Below are 19,448 nucleotides of genomic sequence, written 5' to 3' on the forward strand. Positions count from 1 at the left end.
GCGGGTCAGGCGTTGCGGAGGTGGGTGGCGGCCAGTTCGGCCTCGCGGACGACGCGTTCGGTGTCGACGTGCAGCAGTGCGCCCTGTGACTTGCGCAGGTAGCCGTCGACGAAGACCTCGCTGACGTTCGGCGGCTGGCCGTTGAGGACGATCTGACTGGTCCAGTCGAAGCGCGGGGCGAAGTTGAGCGTGCCGGGGTCGAGGACGACGACGTCGGCGCGCTTGCCGGGGGTCAGCGAACCGACCCGGTCCGCCATCCCGATGGCCTCCGCACCGCCCAGGGTCGCCATCCGCAGCACCGCCGGGATGGTCGGGTGGATCCCGGCGTCCTCGTGGCGGGCCCGCTGGAGGCCGACCGCCGCCTTCATCACGTTGAACATGTCCGAGGTGTCGTTGGTCCCGCCGTCGTGGCCGAGCCCGGCCTTGACGCCGTGCTGGTGGAACGCCGGCAGCGGGCAGATGCCGGACGCCAGTCGCATGTTGCTCAGCGGGCAGTGCGCGATCCGCACGTCGTGCTCGCCGGTCAGCGCGATCTCCTCGTCGGTGAGGTGGATCGCGTGGTTCATCAGCAGGTTCGGGCCGAACGCGTCGATCTCGCGCAGCGAGCGGATCGGGTCGTCCTTGCGGTCGCCGTGGTTCTCCAGGACGTGCGAGTTGAACATCACGCCCAGGTCGCGGGCGACGGCGTAGAGCGCGCGCAGTTCCTTGATCTGGCCCATCCCGGCGTGTGCGGAGACCTGGACGGAGGCCAGCGGCAGCGGGTCCAGGAAGTCCTTCTTGATCTTGGGGATGAGGTGGGCGTCGGTGGCGCTCTGGGCCGAGGCGTAGACGAAGCGCAGACCGGAGTCGTCCAGCGCCTTGATGTAGCGCTCGCTGGTGTCATACGGGATGGGGTGCACCCAGTCGACGAGGGTGGTGACGCCCGCCTGGAGGGCGTCGAGCGCGGCCAGGTGGACGAAGCGGTACATGTCCTGGGGGCCGATCTTGGGGAGCATGGCGCGGTTGCAGTCGCCCAGCCAGCCGTAGAGGTCCTCGTTCGAACAGCCGCCGCGGATGCTGGACTGCCACAGGTGGTTGTGCAGGTCGACGAAGCCCGGCAGCACGATCTTGCCGCGGGCGTTCAGTACGCGGGCGCCGTCCGGGGCGGTCAGGGCGCGGCCGACGGCGGCGACGGTGCCGTCCCGGAGCAGCACATCGACGCCGTTCTCCAGTTGGCCGAGCGGGCCCGCACCTACGTGGGGGTCCATGGTGAGGACCAGGTCGGCGCCGCGCAGCAGGGTGGTCCGACGGCGGCCGGGTGCCTCCGTCGGGCGGTCGGGGCGGTCCCGGGCGAGTTCGGGGAAGCCGGCCGCGGCGGCCAGGGGGACCGTGCTCAGGCCGGCCAGGACCCGTCGCCGGTTTAATTTTGGAAGATTCATTCCGTTCTTATACCGCGGCTGTTCGAATCCGTCGTAAGGATGTTTTCGGCCATGTGATGTTGCGTCAGAAATGCTGCAAGTAAGGCTACTTGGGCGTCATATGGGTCATTCCGTCCGGCGCCGGATCTTGCTCCCGAGCCACACCAGGGGGTCGTATTTCCGGTCCGCGGCGCGCTCCTTCAGCGGGATCAGCGCATTGTCGGTGATCTTGATGTTCTCGGGGCAGACCTCCGTGCAGCACTTGGTGATGTTGCAGTAGCCGAGCCCGTGCTCGTCCTGCGCGGTGCGCTTGCGGTCCAGCCCGCGGGCCGGCGCGGCGTCCAGCGGGTGCATGTCCAGCTCGGCGATCCGCATCAGGAACCGCGGGCCGGCGAAGGCCGTTTTGTTCTCCTCGTGGTCCCGGACGACATGGCAGGTGTTCTGGCACAGGAAGCACTCGATGCACTTGCGGAACTCCTGTGACCGGTTCACGTCCTCCTGCTTCATCCGGTACTCGCCCGGCCCCAGCTCGGCGGGCGGGACGAACGACGGGACCTGACGCGCCTTGGTGTAGTTGAAGGAGACGTCGGTGACCAGGTCACGCAGGACGGGAAAGGTCCGCATCGGGGTGACGGTGATGGTCTCGGTGCGCCCGAAGACCGACATCCGGGTCATGCACATCAGCCGCGGCCGTCCGTTGATCTCCGCGCTGCACGAACCGCACTTGCCGGCCTTGCAGTTCCAGCGGACCGCGAGGTCCGGCGCCTGGGTCGCCTGGAGGCGGTGGATGATGTCCAACACCACCTCGCCCTCGTGCACCTCCACCTCGAAGTCCCGCAGCGCGCCGCCGTCCGCGTCGCCCCGCCACACCCGAAAACGCGCCTGGTAGGCGCCGGACCGTTGCTCCGCCTGCCGTTCGCTCACTGGCTCAGCTCCTCGTCCGTCAGATACTTCACCAGCTCGTCCTTGTCGAAGAGTTCGAGGAGATCGCGGCGGATCGGCGGGGTCTCGCGGCGAGAGAGCCGGATCTGCCCCAGCGCCGGGTCCGGATCGCCCGACTCGGCCTGGGCGTCGGCGAGTCGGCAGACCAGATTGACGTTGCGCCAGCGCCGGTCCATCTCCGGATGGTCGTCCCGGGTGTGCCCCCCGCGGCTCTCGGTGCGCTCCAGGGCCGCCCGCGCCACGCACTCGCTGACCAGCAGCATGTTCCGCAGGTCGAGGGAGAGGTGCCAGCCGGGGTTGTACTGCCGGTGGCCCTCCACGCCGGCCCGTCGGGCCCGCGCCCGCAGCTTCGCCAGCCGGTCCAGCGCCTCGGCCATCTCGCCCTCCCGGCGGATGATGCCGACCAGGTCGTTCATCGACTGCTGGAGCTCCTGGTGCAGGGTGTACGGGTTCTCCGCCGGGCCGCGGCCGTCCTCGGCGCTGAACGGGCGCAGCGCCTCCGCTTCGGCGGCGTCGATCTCGTGCGGTTCGGGGGCCGGCCGGGCGCGCAGTTCGCTGACGTACTCGGCCGCGTACAGCCCGGCGCGGCGGCCGAAGACCAGCAGGTCCGAGAGGGAGTTGCCGCCCAGCCGGTTGGAGCCGTGCATGCCGCCGGCCACCTCGCCGGCGGCGAACAGCCCCGGCACCCCGGTCGCCGCCGCGGTGTCCGGGTCCACCTCCACCCCGCCCATCACGTAGTGGCAGGTCGGGCCGACCTCCATCGGCTCGGCGGTGATGTCCACGTCCGCCAGCTCCTTGAACTGGTGGTGCATGGACGGCAGTCGGCGGGTGATCACCTCGGCCGGCATGCGCGTCGACACGTCCAGGAAGACCCCGCCGTGCGGGGAGCCGCGGCCGGCCTTGACCTCGGCGTTGATGGCCCGCGCCACCTCGTCGCGGGGCAGCAGCTCGGGCGGTCGGCGGTTGTGGTCGGGGTCCTCGTACCAGCGGTCGCCCTCGGCCTCGGTCTCCGCGTACTTCTCCTTGAAGACGTCCGGGATGTAGTCGAACATGAACCGCTTGCCGTCGCTGTTGCGCAACACCCCGCCGTCGCCACGCACCGACTCGGTGACGAGGATGCCCTTGACCGACGGCGGCCAGACCATCCCGGTCGGGTGGAACTGGACGAACTCCATGTTGATCAGCGGCGCGCCGGCCAGCAGGGCCAGGGCGTGCCCGTCGCCGGTGTACTCCCAGGAGTTCGAGGTCACCTTGAAGGACTTGCCGATGCCGCCGGTGGCCAGCACCACGGCCGGCGCCTCCAGCACGAAGAAGCGGCCCGACTCCCGGTCGTAGCAGAAGACGCCGGTGACCTTGCCGTCCGTCTTCAGAACGCGGGTGACGGTGCACTCCTGGAAGACCTTCAGCCCCTCCTCGTAGGAGCCGGAGACCCGCTCGTCCTCCTGCTGGAGCGAGACGATCTTCTGCTGGAGGGTGCGGATCAGCTCCAGGCCGGTTCGGTCGCCGACGTGCGCCAGTCGCGGGTACTCGTGGCCGCCGAAGTTGCGCTGGGAGATCCGGCCGTCCGGGGTGCGGTCGAAGAGCGCGCCCCAGGTCTCCAACTCCCAGACCCGGTCCGGGGCCTCGCGGGCGTGCAGCTCGGCCATCCGCCACTGGTTGAGGAACTTCCCGCCGCGCATGGTGTCCCGGAAGTGCACCTGCCAGTTGTCGTGCTCGTTGGCGTTGCCCATGCTGGCCGCGATGCCGCCCTCGGCCATCACCGTATGGGCCTTGCCGAACAGGGACTTGCAGATCACCGCCGTTCGCATGCCCGCCTCGCGGGCCTCGATGGCGGCGCGCAGCCCTGCGCCGCCCGCGCCCACCACGACCACGTCCCAGGTCTGCCGGTCCACATGCGCCATCAGCGGCACACCTTCCCTCGGGTTTCTTCGGTTTTCCTCGGGCTTTCTCGGGCTGTGTCGGCTGTCCTCGGCCGCCCTCGGCTGTCGTCCGTCAGAAGAAGCGCGGGTCCTCGAACGCGCCGCTGGCCAGTAGGAAGACGTAGAAGTCCGCCAGTGCCACGCTGATCAGCGAGGACCAGGCGAGCAGCATGTGGCGGGCGTTGAGCTTGCTGACCCAGCCCCACATCCGGTAGCGCACCGGGTGCTTGGAGAAGTGCCGCAGCCGGCCGCCGACGATGTGTCGGCAGGAGTGGCAGGAGAGGGTGTAGGCCCAGATCAGCGCGATGTTGGCGAGGAAGAGCAGTGAGCCCAGGCCCATGTGGCCCCAGCGGTACTGCGCGTCGCGGAAGGTCAGCACGGTGTCGTAGGTGAGGACGCCGGCGACCAGCACCGCGAAGTAGAAGAAGTAGCGGTGGACGTTTTGGAGGATGAGCGGGAAGCGGGTCTCGCCGGTGTACTTCTGGTGCGGCTCGGCGACCGCGCAGGCCGGCGGGGAGGCCCAGAAGCCGCGGTAGTACGCCTTGCGGTAGTAGTAGCAGGTCAGCCGGAAGCCCAGCGGGAAGATCAGGATGAGCAGGGCGGGGGACAGGCCCCACCAGCTCCCGAAGAGGTCCCAGTTGGGGCCGCCGCGCATGGTGTGGCAGTTCTCCGCCAGGCACGGCGAGTAGAACGGCGAGACGTAGGGGGCGTGGTAGTAGTCGGCGTTCGCGAACGCCCGCCAGGTCGAGTAGACGACGAACGCGAGCAGTCCGGCGGCGGTGCCGGCCGGCGCCAGCCACCAGCGGTCGGTGCGCAGATGGCGGGCGGGGATGGCGGCGCGCGAGGCATCGTGCACGCCGGTTGCGCCCGATTGCGGTGCGGGTTCGATGCCAGTGGCCAACGTTACGTCTCCGTCCTTACGGCGCGTGCCGGTCCTTGGCGCCCAGGCCCTCGTCCTCGGCGTCCGTCCACAGCGCGGAGTTGTAGGGGGTGTCGGGGACCGGCACCATCTCGTCCTCGGTCTTGGCGGGCCGGCCGGGCGGGGCGCCGGCCTGGCTCTGCTTGAGCAGCGCCAGGCTCTCCCGCAGGTGGTCCGTGTCGCTGCGGACCCGACGGACGTCCAGCCCGCCGCCGATCCGCGTCTGCAGTTTTCCGACTGCCTGGACGAGGGCGTCCAGGCTGCGTTCAACCGCCGTCAAGTCGTCCTGTACGGACATCACATGCCCTCACTTCGTGACGTGTGGTGGGCGATCTCATGCGCCCGAGAGTGTCGCGCGTCACAGTAGGGCTTGGGAAGGGGGCAGGCACGAGTACGACTCGAACCGGTGCGTTCCGGACCCGGTTCACCCCACGGAGCGTCGAACTCGGGTGCGAGCGAAGCCGATACGGGGGCGTGCGAAGCGGTCGACGCGCCCCTTGGTCCGTCAGCCTGTGGGGCCGGGATTGAGCCGGGTGGGTGGCCTTCGACGGGTCCCCGACGTGTCGGGCCACCCCGAAGCGGACGGTCACCTTCAGTAGGGAGTGCATAGATGTGATGAGCCGCAAAGTCGGCCGGACGTGTTACTGCGGCTCGGCGCGGCGCGGGCGAGCCGGAGGGAACAGTCATGACCGACCACGTCAGCTCGGGCGGCGCGGTGTGCCGGAGGCGCCGCTGTGCCGCGCTCGTCGCGGTGGGGGTGCTGCTTCCGCTGCCGGTCCTGGCCGGTTGTAGCCAGGGTGACACCGCGCCCTCCGTCGCCCAGTCCCAGGACATCGCGCCGGCCCCGCGCGGGGCGGTCAGGGACGGTGGCACGGTCCGCTGGGCGACCGACACGCTGCCCAGGACCTTCAACGCCTTCCAGAGCGACGCCGACGCGGCCACCACCCGGGTCACCGGAGCCGTCCTGCCCAGCCTGTTCACCCTCGACGCGAGCGGCCGGCCGCAGCGCAACGCCGACTACCTCGCCGCCGCCGACGTCAGCGCCCGCGAGCCCCGACAGGTCGTCACCTACCAGCTCAACCCCAAGGCGCGCTGGAGCGACGGCCGGTCGATCACCGCCGCGGACTTCCTCGCCCAGTGGAACGCGCTGCGCGGCAAGGACAACGCGTACTGGACGGCCCGCAACGCCGGCTACGACCGGATCGCCAAGGTCGAGGCGGGCGCCAAACCGCACCAGGTCAAGGTCACCTTCGCCCGCCCGTACGCCGACTGGCAGTCGCTCTTCACCCCGCTCTACCCCAAGAGCGTGATGGGGGAGGCCAACGCCTTCAACGACGCGGCGCGGGAGAAACTCCCGGTCGGGGCGGGCCCGTTCCTGGTGCAGAAGCGGGACGCCGACCGCGGCACCGTCACCCTCGTCCGCAACCCCACCTGGTGGGGCGACCGGGCCAAGCTCGACCGGCTGGTGCTGACCGCGCTGCCCCGGGACAAGCGGTCCGCGGCGCTGGCCGCCGGATCGGTCGACGTCGCCGCGGTCGACCAGGGCGCCGCCAAGCAGGTCGCCCAGGCCGCCGCGCCGGCCACCGCCAAGGGCGTGGACGCCAAGGCCGAGGGCGCGCCCGCCAAGGGCGCCGCCGCCCGGAAGTCCGCGCTGCGCGGCTACGTCCTCCGCAAGGCCCTGGAGCCCGCCTACACCCAGCTCGCCCTCAACGGCAGCGCCGGGCCGCTCGCCGACCAGCGGGTGCGCCGCGCGGTGGCCCGCGCCATCGACCGGCAGGCGCTGGCCGACACCGTCCTCAAGCCGCTGGACCTGCCCGCCAAACCGCTCGGCAACCACCTGCTGATGGCCGGGCAGCACGGCTACGAGGACCACAGCGACGCGCTCGGCGACACGGACTCGGGGGCGGCCAAGAAGCTGCTCGCCGACGCCGGCTGGAAGCTGGCCGGCCCGGCCGTGCCGCAGCCGGCGGAGGAGGAGCAGGCCGGCGCCGGCCGCGCGGTCACGCCGGACCGGGCCGACGACGGCGACGGGTACGCCGCGGACCCCGGCGCGGACGGGCCCGGCGACGGCACCTCCGTCGGCCGGTCCGGCGACGCCGGGGCCGACGGCCGCAACCTGCACCGGCCCGGCGCGGCCGCGGACCGGGACGACGCCCGCCCGGCCGCCGCCGAGGCGCCGCTGTCCTTCGCCGGCGCGGTCGGCTCCGAGGTCCAGCAGGCCGCCCTGCTGCGGCAGAGCGCGGCGCTCTACAAGTCCGAGGCCGCCGAGCAGAAGGCGGCGGCCGCCGGGGACACCGGGTCCTCGGCGTACGCGAAGTACCGGCGGTACAAGAAACGGGCCGCGCAGGCGCTGGGTGCCGCCGAGCGGATCGAGACCGGGCAGGCCCCGCACCTGCCGGGGGCCGCGGCCGGTCACGCCGCCCTGCGGGCCGGCGCCGGCCGCTTCCCCGCCCTGCCGGCCGGCACCGGGCACTCCCCGGCGGCGGCCGCCGGCCGGGCGCCCGGCCGGGCACCGGTGATGAAGAAGGACGGTCGGCCGCTGGCGCTGCGCTTCGTCCTCCCCGACGGGCCCGGCTCGGAGCAGCTGCGCACCGTGGGCCGGCGGATCGCCGGGATGCTGAACCGGATCGGGGTGCAGACCACCGTCCAGCGGGTCCCGGACGCCAGCTACTTCCAGGACCACATCGCCTCCGGAGACTTCGACCTGGCGCTGTACTCCTGGCCCGGCACCGCCTTCCCGGCGACCGACGCCCGCCCGATCTTCGCCAAGCCGCAGCCGGCCCCGGACGGCTCGCTGACCGTCGAGCAGAACTACACCCGGGTCGGCACCGACCACATCGACCAGCTCTTCGACCAGGCCGCCTCGGAGCTGGACGGGGACGCCGCGTACACCCTGGTCGAGCAGGCCGACGCCCGCATCTGGGCGGCCGCCGGGTCGATCCCGCTGTACCAGCGGCCGGAACTGGTGGCCACCCGGAAGACGCTCGCCAACATCGGCGCGTTCGGCTTCGCCACTCCCCGCTTCCAAGACATCGGTTACACGAAGTAAAGGCCACGCCAGAGCTAATCTTCGGTAAGAAACCGCAGGTCAGAGGTGCTGCGTACGGGCTGAGGCGGCCGTTGTCGCCGCAGCCCCGTACCATGGGGTGAGGCCGTGGCGTAGTTGTGCCCGGCGGGCGCGCGTACCGGACCGTACGCGCCGCCATCCACGATTCCGGGAGAAGCGCCGCACTATGGCCGTGTCCGCCACACGTCACGACATCCGCAACGTCGCCATCGTCGCCCACGTCGACCACGGCAAGACGACCATCGTCGACGCCATGCTCAAGCAGGCGGGCGCGTTCGCCGCGCACGCCGCCGAGTCCCTCGACGACCGCATGATGGACTCGAACGATCTGGAGCGTGAGAAGGGCATCACGATCCTCGCCAAGAACACGGCGGTGAAGTATCACCCCAAGGACGGCGGGGAGCCCATCACGATCAACATCATCGACACCCCCGGCCACGCCGACTTCGGTGGCGAGGTCGAGCGCGGTCTGTCGATGGTGGACGCCGTCGTACTGCTGGTCGACGCCTCCGAGGGCCCGCTGCCGCAGACCCGCTTCGTGCTCCGCAAGGCCCTCCAGGCCCGGATGCCGGTCATCCTGTGCATCAACAAGACCGACCGCCCGGACTCCCGGATCGACGAGGTCGTCAACGAGACCTACGACCTGTTCCTCGACCTGGACGCGGACGAGGACCAGATCGAGTTCCCGATCGTCTACGCCTGCGGCCGTGACGGCATCGCCTCGCTGACCAAGCCGGAGGACGGCACCGTCCCGGCGGACAGCACCAACCTAGAGCCGTTCTTCTCCACCATCCTGGCGCACGTCCCGGCCCCGACGTACGAGGAGGAGGCGCCGCTCCAGGCGCACGTCACCAACCTCGACGCCGACAACTTCCTCGGCCGTATCGCGCTGCTCCGCGTCGAGCAGGGCGAGCTGCGCAAGGGCCAGACCGTCGCGTGGATCAAGCGTGACGGCAGCATCGCCAACGTCCGCATCACCGAGCTGATGATGACCGAGGCGCTCACCCGCAAGCCCGCCGAGAAGGCCGGCCCGGGTGACATCTGTGCGGTCGCCGGTATCCCCGACATCATGATCGGCGAGACGCTGGCCGACCCGGAGAACCCGATCGCGCTGCCGCTGATCACGGTCGACGAGCCGGCGATCTCCATGACCATCGGTACCAACACCTCGCCGCTGGTCGGCCGTGGTGGCACGGGCAAGGGCGCGAGCGCCAAGGCCGCGGTCAAGGACCGCAAGGTCACCGCCCGCCAGGTCAAGGACCGCCTGGACCGCGAGCTGATCGGTAACGTCTCGCTGCGCGTCCTGGACACCGAGCGCCCCGACGCCTGGGAGGTGCAGGGCCGCGGTGAGCTGGCGCTGGCCATCCTGGTCGAGCAGATGCGCCGTGAGGGCTTCGAGATGACGATCGGCAAGCCGCAGGTCGTCACCAAGGAGGTCGACGGCAAGACCTACGAGCCCGTCGAGCGCATGACCATCGACGTGCCCGAGGAGCACATGGGCGCCGTCACCCAGCTCATGGGTGTCCGCAAGGGCCGTATGGACAACATGTCCAACCACGGCTCGGGCTGGGTCCGCATGGAGTTCGTCGTCCCCTCCCGCGGTCTGATCGGCTTCCGCACGGAGTTCCTGACCAACACCCGCGGCACCGGTATCGCGCACTCCATCCACGAGGGCCACGAGCCGTGGTTCGGCACCCTGACGACCCGTAACAACGGCTCGCTGGTCGCCGACCGCTCGGGCGCGGTCACCGCCTTCGCGATGACCAACCTCCAGGAGCGCGGTGTGCTGTTCACCGACCCCGGCACCGAGGTGTACGAGGGCATGATCGTCGGCGAGAACTCGCGCTCCGACGACATGGACGTGAACATCACCAAGGAGAAGAAGCTCACCAACATGCGCTCCTCCTCGGCCGACTCCTTCGAGGCGATCGTGCCGCCGCGCAAGCTCTCCCTGGAGCAGTCGCTGGAGTTCTGCCGCGACGACGAGTGCGTCGAGGTCACCCCGGAGGCCGTCCGCATCCGCAAGGTCGTCCTGGACCAGAAGGAGCGCGGCCGCAGCGCCTCGCGCGCCAAGCACGGCTGACGCCACCACGGCTCTTCCTGGCGCCCCGTCGGACACGGTCCGGCGGGGCGCCGCCGTATGCCCGTACGGCGTCGGTCATCCGAGGGGTTTCCCGGGGGTTCGGAGCAGTGGCGGCCGGTGCCGGGATGCGCTATGCCCCGGTTTGGGCTCTGATGTGGGCTACGCGTGGTCCCTGTGACTGCGCGTGACCCGGAGTCCGGACCCTAAAGGAGGCGCCATGCGCGGAGCCGTGCGCGCGAAGTGGGCCGGCTGCCTGGGGGCCGCGGCCCTCGGGGCCACCGGATGCGGGGGCGGCACCGCCGGGCCGGGCGGCTCCGCCGTGGTCAGCGCCTCCTGGGGAGACCCGCAGAATCCGCTGGAGCCGGCCAACACCAACGAGGTGCAGGGCGGCAAGGTCCTGGAGATGCTGCTGCGCGGCCTCAAGCGCTACAACCCCGGGACGGGCGCCGCGGAGAACGTCCTGGCCGAGAAGATCGAGTCCACGGACGCGCGGCACTACACCGTGACCCTCAAGCGCGGCTGGACCTTCAGCAACGGCGAGAGGGTCACCGCCAAGTCCTTCGTGGACGCCTGGAATTACGGCGCACTGCTGGACAACAAGCAGAAGAACGCGCCCTTCTTCCAATACATCGACGGCTTCGACAAGGTGCACCCGGACCAGGGCTCACCCACCGCGAAAACCCTCTCCGGACTCCAGGTGAAGGACGACCACACCTTCACCGTCACGCTGAACCAGAAATTCGCCAGCTGGCCGGACACCCTGGGTTATTCGGCGTTCATGCCGCTGCCCCAGACGTTCTTCCGCGACCACGCCGGCTGGCTGAAGAGGCCGATCGGCAACGGCCCGTACCTGGTGGATTCGTACACCAAGGGCAGCGTGCTGAAGATGCGGAAGTGGAAGAGGTACCCGGGTTCCGACGGGGCGCAGAACGGCGGGATCGACCTGCGGGTGTACACCGACAACGACACCGCCTACACCGACCTCCAGGCCGGGAACCTGGACCTGGTGGACGACATTCCGGCCGCCCAGCTGAAGAACGTCCGCTCCGACCTCGGCAACCGCTACCTCAACCAGCCGGCCGGCATCATCCAGACCCTCACCTTCCCCATGTACGACCCGCACTGGGGAAAGCCCGGGACGGAGCGGGTGCGGCGCGGCCTGTCGATGGCGATCGACCGGCACCAGATCACCAAGGAGATCTTCCAGAACACCCGCACCCCGGCCACCGACTGGACCTCACCGGTCCTGGGGGTCAAGGGCGGCTACCAGGCGGGGGTCTGCGGCGACGCCTGCGTCTTCGACCCGGCCAAGGCCCGGCAGCTCATCAAGGACGGCGGCGGAATCCCCGGCGGCCGGATGACGATCACGTACAACGCCGACACCGGCTCGCACAAGGACTGGGTCGACGCGATCTGCAACAGCATCAACAAGACGCTGGGGAACGACAAGGCGTGCGTGGGGAATCCCGTCGGCACCTTCGCGGATTTCCGCAACAAGATCAGCGCCAAGCAGCTGACCGGGCCGTTCCGGGCCGGCTGGCAGATGGACTACCCGCTGATCCAGAACTTCCTCCAGCCGCTGTACTACACCAACGCCTCCTCCAACGACGGAAAATTCAGCAACCCCGAATTCGACAAACTCGTCAACCAGGCGAACGCCGCCCCGGACACCCGGCAGGCGGTGGCGAAATTCCAGGACGCGGAGCGGATCCTCGCCCGTGAGATGCCGTCCATTCCGCTGTGGTACCAGAACGGCAGCGGCGGCTATTCGGACCGGATCAGCAATGTGCGGCTCAATCCGTTCAGCGTTCCGGTCTACAACAAGATCACGGTCGGCTGACCGCGGAGGCAGGCGCGCTCATGGGACGTTATGTGATCCGGCGGCTGCTCCAGATGATCCCGGTGTTCATCGGCAGCACCTTTCTGATCTTCCTCATGGTCTACGCACTGGGCGATCCGGTCGCCGCGATGTTCGGCGACCGGGCGCCGGACCCCGCCACCGCGGCGCAGATCCGCCACGACCTCTACCTCGACCAACCGCTGTGGAAGCAGTACCCGCACTACATGGGCCAGATCTTCCAGGGGAACTTCGGCACCGCCTTCAACGGCCAGCCGGTCACCGCACTGATGGGCTCGGCCTTCCCCGTCACCCTCCGGCTCACCGTGGTCGCGATCGTCATCGAGATGGTGGTGGGCGTCGCACTGGGGGTGTTCAGCGGACTGCGGCGCGGCCGGGGCATCGACACCACCGTGCTGGTCCTGACCCTCGTCGTGGTCTCCGTACCGACCTTCGTCAGCGGCTACCTGCTCCAGTTCGTCTTCGGCGTGAAGTGGGAATGGGCCGCGCCGACCGTCGCCATCGAGGCGCCACTAGGTCAACTACTGCTGCCCGGACTGGTGTTGGCGCTGGTCTCGCTCGCCTACGTCACCCGGCTGACCCGGACCTCGATCGCCGAGAACGCCCGCGCCGACTACGTCCGCACCGCCATCGCCAAGGGGCTGCCCCGCCACCGGGTCATCACCCGCCACCTGCTGCGCAACTCCCTGATCCCGGTGGTCACCTTCATCGGCACCGACATCGGCGCACTGATGGGCGGCGCCATCGTCACCGAGCGGATCTTCAACATCCACGGCGTCGGATACCAGCTCTACCAGGGCATCCTCCGGCAGAACTCGCCGACCGTGGTGGGCTTCGTGACGATCCTGGTGCTGGTCTTCCTGATCGCCAACCTGCTGGTCGACCTGCTGTACGCCGTCCTCGACCCGAGGATCCGCTATGAGTGAGCCGCACGTCCCCCAGGAAGCCATCGGCCACGGCGACGGCGGCACCGCCGCGCTCGCCATCGGCGAGGCCGAATCCCTGGCCCGCGCCCCCGGCGCCGGACCCCCGCCCCCGGGCGGCGAACCCACCGGCAAGCCCCGCAGCCTGTGGAGCGACGCCTGGCACGACCTGCGCCGCAACCCGGTCTTCGTGGTCTCCGCGCTGGTCATCGTCTTCCTGGTGGTCATCGCCCTGTGGCCGCAACTGATCGCCACCGGCAACCCGTACCGCGCCGACCTGGCCAAGGCCCAACAGGGCGCCGCGCCCGGCCACCCCTTCGGCTACGACACCCAGGGCCGGGACGTCTACACCCGGGTCGTCTACGGCGCCCGCGCCTCCATCACCGTCGGCACCTGCGCCACCGCCGGCGCCGCCCTCCTGGGCAGCCTGCTCGGCGGCCTGGCCGGCTTCTTCGGCGGCTGGTGGGACACCCTGCTCTCCCGGCTCGCCGACATCTTCTTCGGCATCCCGGTGCTGCTCGGCGGGCTGGTCTTCCTGTCCGTGGTCACCAGCACCACCGTCTGGCCGGTGGTCGGCTTCATCGTGCTGCTCGGCTGGCCGCAGATCTCCCGGATCGCCCGCGGCTCGGTCGTCACCGCCAAACAGAACGACTACGTCCAGGCCGCCCGCGCGCTGGGCGCCGGCAACGGGCGGATGCTGCTACGGCACATCGCGCCCAACGCCATCGCCCCCGTCATCGTCGTGGCCACCATCGCCCTGGGCACCTACATCGCCCTGGAGGCCACCCTGTCCTACCTCGGCGCGGGCCTCAAACCACCCACCGTCTCCTGGGGCATCGACATCTCCGCCGCCTCCACCCACATCCGCAACGCGCCCCACATGCTGCTCTGGCCCGCGGGCGCGCTCAGCATCACGGTGCTGGCGTTCATCATGCTCGGCGACGCGGTGCGCGACGCCCTCGACCCCAAGCTGCGCTGAGGAGGCGTCAGATGACCAACGACGACGCACCCCCGGCCGAGCCGCTGCTCGACGTCCAGGACCTCCGGGTGGAGTTCCGCACCCGGGACGGGGTGGCCAAGGCCGTCAACGGCGTCAGCTACACCGTGGCGGCCGGCCAGACGCTGGCGGTGCTCGGCGAATCCGGCTCCGGCAAGTCCGTCACCGCCCAGGCCGTAATGGGCATCCTCGACACCCCGCCGGGCTACGTCACCGGCGGCCGGATCCTCTTCCAGGGACGCGATCTGCTCACCCTGGGCAAGGAGGAGCGCCGGAAGATCCGCGGCACCAAGATGGCGATGATCTTCCAGGACGCGCTCTCCGCCCTGAACCCGGTACTCAGCGTCGGCGCCCAACTCGGCGAGATGTTCCGGGTGCACACCGGGGCGTCCCGCAAGGACGCCCGCGCCAAGGCCGTGGCACTGATGGAACGGGTCGGCATCCCGGCGGCCCGGGCGCGGGTCGGGGACTACCCGCACCAGTTCTCCGGCGGGATGCGCCAACGCATCATGATCGCCATGGCGCTCGCCCTGGAGCCGGACCTGATCATCGCGGACGAACCGACCACCGCCCTGGACGTCACGGTCCAGGCCCAGGTCATGGACCTCCTGGCGGAGCTGCGCCGGGAGTACCGGATGGGCCTGATCCTGATCACCCACGACCTGGGTGTGGTCGCCGACGTCGCCGACACCATCGCGGTGATGTACGCGGGCCGGGTCGTCGAGACCGCCTCCGTCCACCAGCTCTACAAGGCGCCCGCGCACCCGTACACCCGCGGCCTGCTGGAGTCCGTGCCCCGCCTGGGACACAAGGGTCAGGAGCTCCACGCGATCAAGGGCCTGCCGCCGAACCTCACCGCCGTCCCGCCGGGCTGCGCCTTCCACCCCCGCTGCCCACTGGCCCGCGACATCTGCCGCACCGACCGCCCGCCGCTCTACGACGCCGGACCGGGCCGGGCCAGCGCCTGCCACTTCTGGAAGGAGACCCTCAATGGCGCCCGGTGAACCGCTCCTCGAAGTCCGCGACCTGGTCAAGCACTTCCCGCTCACCCGGGGCGTGCTGGTCAAGAAGCAGGTGGGCGCGGTCAAGGCGGTCGACGGGGTCTCCTTCGAGCTGCGGCAGGGCGAAACCCTCGGCATCGTGGGGGAGTCCGGCTGCGGCAAGTCGACCGTCGCCAGAATGCTGGTCGGGCTGGAGCGGCCGACGGCCGGGCACATCCGGTACCGCGGCGAGGACATCACCCACCTGTCCGGGCGCGCCATGAAGGCCGTCCGCCGCAACATCCAGATGGTGTTCCAGGACCCCTACACCTCGCTGAACCCCCGGATGACGGTCGGCGACATCATCGGCGAGCCCTACGAGATCCACCCCGAGGTGGCGCCCAAGGGGGACCGCCGGCGCCGGGTCCAGGAGCTCCTGGAAGTCGTCGGGCTCAACCCCGAGTTCATCAACCGCTATCCGCACCAGTTCTCCGGCGGCCAGCGCCAGCGCATCGGGATCGCCCGCGGCCTGGCCCTCCGCCCGGAGATCATCGTCGCGGACGAGCCGGTCTCCGCCCTCGACGTCTCCGTCCAGGCCCAGGTCGTCAACCTGCTGGCCCAACTCCAGGACGACTTCGGGCTCTCCTACGTCTTCATCGCGCACGACCTGTCCGTCGTCCGCCACCTCTCCGACCGGGTCGCGGTGATGTACCTCGGCAGGATCGCCGAACTCGGCACCGGCGAGCAGATCTACGACCACCCCACCCACCCGTACACCCAGGCGCTGCTCTCCGCCGTCCCGGTGCCCGACCCCGACGCCCGGGCGCACCGCGAACGCATCCTGCTGAGCGGTGACGTCCCGTCCCCGGCCGACCCGCCGTCCGGGTGCCACTTCCGCACCCGCTGCTGGAAGGCGCAGGAGCTGTGCGCGCGGGTCGAGCCCCCACTGGCGGTCCCGGCGGCGTTCCAGGACACCGAGGGCCCGGCGCGGCACGCCTCGGCCTGTCACTTCGCGGAGGAGCGACGGGTGGTGCCGAGCGAGTAGGGCGCGGCCCGAGCCTGGCTCGGGAACAGGCTCGTACTGACTTCACGACACGAGACTGTAGCCGTGGTCGGAGCTGCTATTTACGCTGTTAGGGCGTTAGGGGTAATTGCATCGATTTCGGATATCACACGCTATCGGTGTAAGGCCGATGTGATACGCGGATTCTCGGAAGTTGAGCGATAAACAGGCGTTAAGTTCATGGGTGCGAGAGATCGAGTTGGTGTTTAATGGTCGAGTCGGCCGCTACGGGAAAGCGATCGGCGTGACACTCCCTATGAGAGTGACCGCTTCAAAGGGGCAGGGTACCGGTCGTCCATCGCGGTGGGTTGCGGACGAGCTGGCCTGTCGGTGTCAATCAGGAAAGTAAAGTGAGGGGGAAGTGTGAAGCGTAAATTCGGAATGACCGTTGCCGGGCTGGCTGTGGCAGGGGTGGCGATCCTCGGTACGACGTCGGCATCTGCCGAGCCTGTCCGGGGGTTCAACATCAAGAATGTCGCGACTGGAAAATGTCTCGTCTTCAATGGAGTTGGCCACCCTGTGACCGCTGCGGCTTGTAACATCGAAGTTCCGCAGCAGCGCTGGGCGAATTACAACAACCAGATTATTTCTGCGGCTGGTAGCGCGTCGATGGGCCCCTCCTTGCTGGCTAAGAAGGGAGGCGGCGGGGACGTCTACGTTAATGTCTCGGACTTCCCCGGATGGTCTTCGAGCTGGTCTGTGAGCTCCCTCCATGACAGGGAGAAGGCCATGTACGGAAACATAACTGCCGGCTGCTACCTGAAGATTTCGGGGGGCGGCGTGGTCTGCACTCCAGGCCGCAATAGCCAGAGTTGGTGGATGGCCGTCTACGGCTAGTCGGGACCCGTTCGCGATGCAATAAGCCGGGGCCCACCTTCCATGAAGGTGGGCCCCGGCTTATTGAGGCAGTGCTCTTGCGGCGTCCGCGCGCGACATGTTCGATTCGCGATGTGCTCGTCCGTGTCGTCCATCTTCGTCTACGGGTTGTCACATTGACGAGGAGTGCCCTAAAGGGTAGCCCGCTGACCTGCGGTACGCGTGCAGTTCAGCGGGCCGGATCCGGATCAGCTCTCTGTCCGCCCTGCTCTGTCGCCCTGGTCGCCGGCAGTCTCCTCGATCGCCGCCAGTGCCGGGTCCAGGATGATGTCCTCACCGCGGGACGCGGTCGTCGGCTCCTCCGGGAAGTGGCAGGCCGTCAGATGTCCGGCTTCGCTGCCGCCGAGCTGCACCAGCGGCGGCTCCTCCGTCGCGCACTTCTCCTGCGCCTTCCAGCAGCGGGTGCGGAAGCGGCAGCCGGACGGCGGGTTGACGGGGGAGGGGACGTCACCGGCGAGCCTGATCCGCTCGCGCTCCTCCTCGCCCTCCTCCAGCAGCTTCGGCTCCGGTACGGCCGAGAGCAGGGCGTGGGTGTACGGGTGGCGCGGCCGGTTGTAGATCTCGTCGCGGGTACCCACCTCGACGATCTTGCCGAGGTACATCACCGCGACCCGCTCGCTGAAGTGCCGGACGACCGCCAGGTCGTGGGCGATGAAGACGAACGCGATACCCATCTCGCGCTGGAGTTCCTGAAGCAGGTTGACCACCTGCGCCTGGATGGAGACGTCCAGGGCGGAGACTGGTTCGTCCGCGATGATCAGCTTCGGGTTCAGGGCGAGCGCGCGGGCCACGCCGATGCGCTGCCGCTGGCCGCCGGAGAACTCGTGCGGGAAGCGGTTGTAGTGCTCGGGGTTGAGCCCCACGGTCTCCAGGAGCTCCCGGATCTTCTTCTCCCGGCCGCCCGGCGGGTTGATCCCGTTGATCTCCATCGGGCCGCCGATGATCGTGCCGACCGTCTGCCGCGGGTTCAGCGAGGCGTACGGGTCCTGGAAGATCATCTGGATCTCGGAGCGGAACGGCGCCAACTGCTTGCGGTTGGCGTGCGTGATGTCCTGACCCGCGTAGGTGACCTTGCCGGCGGTCGGCTCCATCAGCCGGGTCAGCAGCCGGCCGGTGGTCGACTTTCCGCAACCGGACTCGCCGACCAGACCGAAGCTCTCGCCGGCGTGGACGGTCAGGTCCACCCCGTCGACCGCCTGGACGGCGCCGACCTTCCGCTTGAACGGGAAGCCGCCGTAGATCGGGAAGTGCTTGGTCAGTCCCTCAGCGGTGAGCAGGGGCTCGCCCCGGGTCGCCGCGGTGGCTCCGGGCGTGGGCAGGGTGTCGTTCTTGGCCATGGTGGTAGCTCCCTAGCCCAGCCGGGGCTTGATCTGCTCGGTGAAGAAGGTCTGCTTCTGCTCGGCGGTGAGGTGACAGGCGGCGGCCCGGCCCAGCGCCAACGGCGGGCGCTCGGCGGTGCAACGGCCGCCGTCGACCTCCGCGGTGAAGACGCAGCGCGGGTTGAAGGCGCAGCCCGACGGCGGGTTGAGCAGGCTCGGCGGGGAGCCCGGGATCGGGTGCAGCTCCTCGTTGACGTCCGAGGAGAGCCGCGGCATCGAGCTGAGCAGGCCCCAGGTGTACGGGTGCCGGGGCTCGGTGAGGATCTCCTTGACCGAGCCGCGCTCCACCGCCCGGCCGGCGTACATCACCAGCAGGTCGTCGGCGGTGTTGGCGACCACGCCGAGGTCGTGGGTGATCAGGATGATGGCGGAGCCGAACTCCTGCTGGAGGTCCTTGAGGAGGTCCAGGATCTGCGCCTGGACGGTGACGTCCAGGGCGGTGGTCGGCTCGTCGGCGATCAGCAGCTGCGGGTTGCAGACCAGCGCCATGGCGATCATGGCGCGCTGCCGCATACCGCCGGAGAACTGGTGCGGGTAGTCATCCACCCGAAGGTTGGGCTGCGGGATGCCGACCTTGGTGAGCATCTCGATCGCGCGCTGCCGGCCCTCGCGCTTGCTGGCGCCGGTGTGCTTGATGAACGGCTCGGCGATCTGCCGGCCGACGGTGTAGTACGGCGACAGGGCGGTCAGCGCGTCCTGGAAGATCATCGCCATCTTGTTGCCCCGGAGCTTCTCCAGGGTCTTCTCCTTGGCGCCGGTGAGCTCCTGGCCCTCCAGGTGGATCTCACCGGTGATCTCGGTGGACTTGGGGTTGTGCAGCCCCAGCACGGCGAGGTTGGTGACGGACTTGCCGGAGCCCGACTCACCGACGATGCCCAGGGTCTGGCCGCGCTCCAGGTCGAAGGAGAGGCCGTCGACCGCCTTGACGATGCCGTCCTCGGTGGAGAACCGGACATGCAGGTCGCGGACGGAGAGGAAGGAATCGGTACCGGATCCGTTCGGGACCGGTGTCTCCTCGGTCTTGGTGGGTGTGGTCACGTCAGGT

15 protein-coding genes are annotated in these 19,448 nt (G+C 69.6%); 8 read left to right on the plus strand and 7 right to left on the minus strand.

Annotated elements, in window-relative coordinates:
• Positions 1–5 precede the first annotated feature (5 nt).
• The 5 genes from ACO0M4_RS01470 to ACO0M4_RS01490 all read right to left on the minus strand — a co-directional run bounded on the left by ACO0M4_RS01470 (position 6) and on the right by ACO0M4_RS01490 (position 5,475).
• Positions 6–1,418, minus strand: a complete 1,413-nt coding sequence (locus ACO0M4_RS01470) for an amidohydrolase family protein (RefSeq protein WP_430367684.1) — start codon at positions 1,416–1,418, stop codon at positions 6–8.
• Positions 1,419–1,523: 105 nt separating this feature from the next.
• A complete protein-coding gene (locus ACO0M4_RS01475) occupies positions 1,524–2,321 on the minus strand; it encodes a succinate dehydrogenase/fumarate reductase iron-sulfur subunit (RefSeq protein WP_430367685.1) in 798 nt (265 codons plus the stop codon).
• Positions 2,318–4,240, minus strand: coding sequence for a fumarate reductase/succinate dehydrogenase flavoprotein subunit (locus ACO0M4_RS01480; RefSeq protein WP_430367686.1), 1,923 nt, complete (start codon positions 4,238–4,240; stop codon positions 2,318–2,320). Before ACO0M4_RS01480 ends, ACO0M4_RS01475 begins: the two co-directional genes overlap by 4 nt.
• 91 nt (positions 4,241–4,331) lie before the next feature.
• On the minus strand, positions 4,332–5,159 hold the full coding sequence (locus tag ACO0M4_RS01485) for a hypothetical protein (RefSeq protein ID WP_430367687.1): 828 nt from the start codon (positions 5,157–5,159) through the stop codon (positions 4,332–4,334).
• 16 nt (positions 5,160–5,175) lie between these two features.
• Complete coding sequence (locus tag ACO0M4_RS01490; RefSeq protein WP_430367688.1) at positions 5,176–5,475, minus strand: hypothetical protein; 300 nt, start codon at positions 5,473–5,475, stop codon at positions 5,176–5,178.
• Positions 5,476–5,862: 387 nt separating this feature from the next.
• Here ACO0M4_RS01490 and ACO0M4_RS01495 point away from each other — a divergent pair, with 387 nt between their 5' ends.
• The 8 genes from ACO0M4_RS01495 to ACO0M4_RS01530 all read left to right on the plus strand — a co-directional run bounded on the left by ACO0M4_RS01495 (position 5,863) and on the right by ACO0M4_RS01530 (position 16,985).
• Positions 5,863–8,226: an ABC transporter family substrate-binding protein gene (locus tag ACO0M4_RS01495; RefSeq protein ID WP_430367689.1), complete on the plus strand. Its 2,364-nt coding sequence runs from the start codon at positions 5,863–5,865 to the stop codon at positions 8,224–8,226.
• A gap of 184 nt (positions 8,227–8,410) precedes the next feature.
• Positions 8,411–10,327 (plus strand): translational GTPase TypA, encoded by a 1,917-nt coding sequence (gene typA / locus ACO0M4_RS01500; RefSeq protein ID WP_430367690.1) that lies wholly within the window; start codon positions 8,411–8,413, stop codon positions 10,325–10,327.
• A gap of 217 nt (positions 10,328–10,544) precedes the next feature.
• Positions 10,545–12,167, plus strand: a complete 1,623-nt coding sequence (locus tag ACO0M4_RS01505) for a peptide ABC transporter substrate-binding protein (RefSeq protein ID WP_430367691.1) — start codon at positions 10,545–10,547, stop codon at positions 12,165–12,167.
• A 20-nt stretch (positions 12,168–12,187) separates the two neighbouring features.
• Positions 12,188–13,111 carry an ABC transporter permease gene (locus ACO0M4_RS01510; protein ID WP_430367692.1) on the plus strand — a complete coding sequence of 308 codons (924 nt, stop codon included), beginning with the start codon at positions 12,188–12,190 and terminating at the stop codon, positions 13,109–13,111.
• Positions 13,104–14,087 (plus strand): ABC transporter permease, encoded by a 984-nt coding sequence (locus tag ACO0M4_RS01515; RefSeq protein WP_430367693.1) that lies wholly within the window; start codon positions 13,104–13,106, stop codon positions 14,085–14,087. The genes ACO0M4_RS01510 and ACO0M4_RS01515 overlap by 8 nt, the downstream gene beginning before the upstream one ends.
• A gap of 11 nt (positions 14,088–14,098) precedes the next feature.
• Entirely contained in the window at positions 14,099–15,109 is a 1,011-nt protein-coding gene (locus ACO0M4_RS01520; RefSeq protein WP_430367694.1) for an ABC transporter ATP-binding protein, read from the plus strand.
• Positions 15,096–16,130, plus strand: a complete 1,035-nt coding sequence (locus ACO0M4_RS01525; RefSeq protein ID WP_430367695.1) for an ABC transporter ATP-binding protein — start codon at positions 15,096–15,098, stop codon at positions 16,128–16,130. The genes ACO0M4_RS01520 and ACO0M4_RS01525 overlap by 14 nt, the downstream gene beginning before the upstream one ends.
• 381 nt (positions 16,131–16,511) lie before the next feature.
• Complete coding sequence (locus tag ACO0M4_RS01530; RefSeq protein WP_430367696.1) at positions 16,512–16,985, plus strand: hypothetical protein; 474 nt, start codon at positions 16,512–16,514, stop codon at positions 16,983–16,985.
• A 227-nt stretch (positions 16,986–17,212) separates the two neighbouring features.
• Here the strand turns inward: ACO0M4_RS01530 and ACO0M4_RS01535 are convergent, their stop codons facing one another.
• Entirely contained in the window at positions 17,213–18,361 is a 1,149-nt protein-coding gene (locus tag ACO0M4_RS01535) for an ABC transporter ATP-binding protein (protein WP_430367697.1), read from the minus strand.
• A 12-nt stretch (positions 18,362–18,373) separates the two neighbouring features.
• Positions 18,374–19,441 (minus strand): ABC transporter ATP-binding protein, encoded by a 1,068-nt coding sequence (locus ACO0M4_RS01540; RefSeq protein WP_430367698.1) that lies wholly within the window; start codon positions 19,439–19,441, stop codon positions 18,374–18,376.
• Between the last annotated feature and the right edge of the window lie 7 nt (positions 19,442–19,448).

It is taken from the genome of Streptomyces sp. RGM 3693 (genome assembly GCF_050471125.1).
In the GTDB taxonomy this organism is placed as follows: domain Bacteria; phylum Actinomycetota; class Actinomycetes; order Streptomycetales; family Streptomycetaceae; genus Streptomyces.